The sequence below is a fragment of the Sulfitobacter sp. genome (genome assembly GCF_039977885.1).
Taxonomy (GTDB): Bacteria; Pseudomonadota; Alphaproteobacteria; order Rhodobacterales; family Rhodobacteraceae; genus Sulfitobacter.
The window spans coordinates 1-2,288 of record NZ_JBDWCI010000017.1; the positions used below are offsets into that span (position 1 = coordinate 1).

Genomic DNA, 2,288 nt, shown 5'->3' on the forward strand with positions numbered 1-2,288 from the left:
TCAGCGCTTCCAACGCCACCTTGGCCTTGAATTCTGGATGATGTTGCTTCCGTTTCGACATTCCTGATCTCCTTCGTGTTGAAGATCAGCAGACTACAAATCGCAGCTTACGTCAGTGTCCGAATTTCGGGGGGTAGCTCAACCCTTAAAAGGCAGTTGATCGCTCGGATTGAACTGGAGGACGGCTTTGACGTCACTGCGCTCATAATGTCATACTGGCTTGCTTTCCTGCATCACAGTGACTTCGACCCATTCAATGATCATGTTTCTCCGGAAATTGTGGTTGCGAGTGCGCAGCAGCGGTCACCGAAATCAACCATGAGCCAGCGGACCGACCAATTGCAGCCCCCTAATGCTAGCACAAGGCAAGACGAGGTAGGCATCAAGCCAGCGCAACGCTGCGCTCTGAGGGGCCTCTACGCCGCCCTCATGACACATCAAGGCCCAACCCTCATGCACAAGTATAAGTGGACAAAATACTGATCAATTCAGAGCATGGAAACTGAGCGCACCGAGACAGCGTTGATCACCATGACTTCAAAACCCCGCCTTCTAACCCTGCAAAAGCAGTCTAGATACAAGGATTTGGATAACAAACCGTGACATGAGTCGCTTTTTCACAAAATTCATAACCACTCTTGTACAAGGAGTATAATTGACTGTTACGAACTGATGCTACGAACGGCCTGGCATAAAACAGATAGTGCGTTGATATATATACACTAAGTAATACTGGCAGGGGCTGAGGGACTCGAACCCACGACCCTCGGTTTTGGAGACCGATGCTCTACCAACTGAGCTAAACCCCTATGCCGTGCGACTGCGTAAGCGGAATTTACGCGGGGATCAAGAGCCATCACCCCTTATGCCCTATCTATTTTTCAAAGTTTCTCGGAACACAGCGCAAAACCGAATGGTTGTGTCAGTAAGAAGGAGCAAAGCGACCACCATCTTTGCTCGACATACACTTGAAAACGGAAGGACACGACATGTCACTCAATACGTTGCACGACGTTTACCACCACCAGCTTCAAGACCTCTACAGCGCCTGCAAACAGTCAATGAAGATCACAACCGAACTGGGGCGGGTCGCTTCTGATAAAGACCTTAGCGAAGCACTGATTGCTGGCACGACTGGCATCATCAATGGCATGGACCACATCGCATCATTATGCGCCAAGCATGATCTTGATCCCGAAGGACATCACTGCAAAGGCATGGAAGGTCTGGCCAAAGAGGCCCGCATACATGCGATCGAAGAATCGTTCGGCAACGCTGCCACACAGGACGCTGCGATTATCAGCCAATACCAGCGTTTGGTGCATTACGCACTTGCCGGATACGGCACACTTAATGCCTTCGCGAACCGCTTGGGTCTGGACGACGACGGTGCAGTTCTAAACCAGATGCTTGATGACACATACGACGGCGATCGCCGGATGACAGATCTTGCAACCAACCATGGTATCAACGCCGCAGCGGCATAATTTACCGCTCTGGCAACCGTGAAGGCCTCTCATAGACGATGAGGGGCCTTTCTTGCGGGTTATGGCTTACTGTCGCTTGAGAATGGTCCTGATCTCTCGCTGAACCTCATCATAGCGCAATCTCAAAAACACCAACGAGAGCCCCTCGGGCACGAGGGTCCGGTGGAATTCCTGTATCTCGTATTCGCCACTTTCATCGATAAACAAGGAGAACACCGAAAGCGTATCGCCCTCGAATCGCGCCCAGACAAACGGCTCGCCCATAAGCGGGTTGAGCGGTACAGACTTCCCGAACAGATTTGACTTCATCGCCGACCCATAGATGTGTTCACGGGGGCTGGGCAGGAATTCAACGTTATATGTGCGCTCTTTGGTCCGCCCGTCGCTGCGGTATGTCACCGACATCCACTTCAACACGAAACCGTTTTCGGACTTGGTGATGTCGACGCTTAGATCACGCTTTTGGACTTCTCCATCATGCTCGAACTCGGCTTCACCCACATAATTCCCGACAAAACGGTCGATCTCGTCGGACCAGCCTACGGCTGGCAAAGCCAGCAGCAGCGCAACAAGGAGAGAGCGAAGAAGAAAAGATACATATGTCATGGGCGCAGTCTAATTCGGAAAGGCCGCCATGTCTCTAGCCTGATTACCAAATAACAAAAAGGCCGCCCCTTTTCAGGAGCGGCCTTTCGTATCTCACCTTAGGCCCGATGGGCCGGCGGGATTATTCTTTGATTTTGGACACAACGCCCGCGCCAACCGTACGGCCGCCTTCACGGATCGCAAAGCGCAGACCGT

The 2,288-nt window shown here is 51.9% G+C and carries 3 protein-coding genes and 1 tRNA gene; 1 reads left to right on the forward strand and 3 read right to left on the reverse strand.

Annotated features, from left to right (window positions below; all coding sequences use genetic code 11):
* Positions 1-733 precede the first annotated feature (733 nt).
* Positions 734-809, reverse strand: a tRNA-Trp gene (locus tag ABJM03_RS12150).
* A 180-nt stretch (positions 810-989) separates the two neighbouring features.
* Here ABJM03_RS12150 and ABJM03_RS12155 point away from each other — a divergent pair.
* Complete coding sequence (locus ABJM03_RS12155; RefSeq protein WP_348417848.1) at positions 990-1,487, forward strand: DUF892 family protein; 498 nt, start codon at positions 990-992, stop codon at positions 1,485-1,487.
* Positions 1,488-1,553: 66 nt separating this feature from the next.
* Here ABJM03_RS12155 and ABJM03_RS12160 read toward each other — a convergent pair whose 3' ends face one another.
* Positions 1,554-2,093: a hypothetical protein gene (locus ABJM03_RS12160; RefSeq protein ID WP_348417850.1), complete on the reverse strand. Its 540-nt coding sequence runs from the start codon at positions 2,091-2,093 to the stop codon at positions 1,554-1,556.
* Positions 2,094-2,214: 121 nt separating this feature from the next.
* Positions 2,215-2,288 (reverse strand): hypothetical protein (locus tag ABJM03_RS12165; RefSeq protein WP_348417851.1); only part of this gene is annotated, 74 nt, incomplete at its 5' end.

Bases quoted from the DNA above. Each gene is read 5' to 3' on its own strand.
- ABJM03_RS12155 (WP_348417848.1), top strand. From the start codon at position 990: ATGTCACTCAATACGTTGCACGACGTTTACCACCACCAGCTTCAAGAC.
- ABJM03_RS12160 (WP_348417850.1), bottom strand. From the start codon at position 2,093: ATGACATATGTATCTTTTCTTCTTCGCTCTCTCCTTGTTGCGCTGCTG.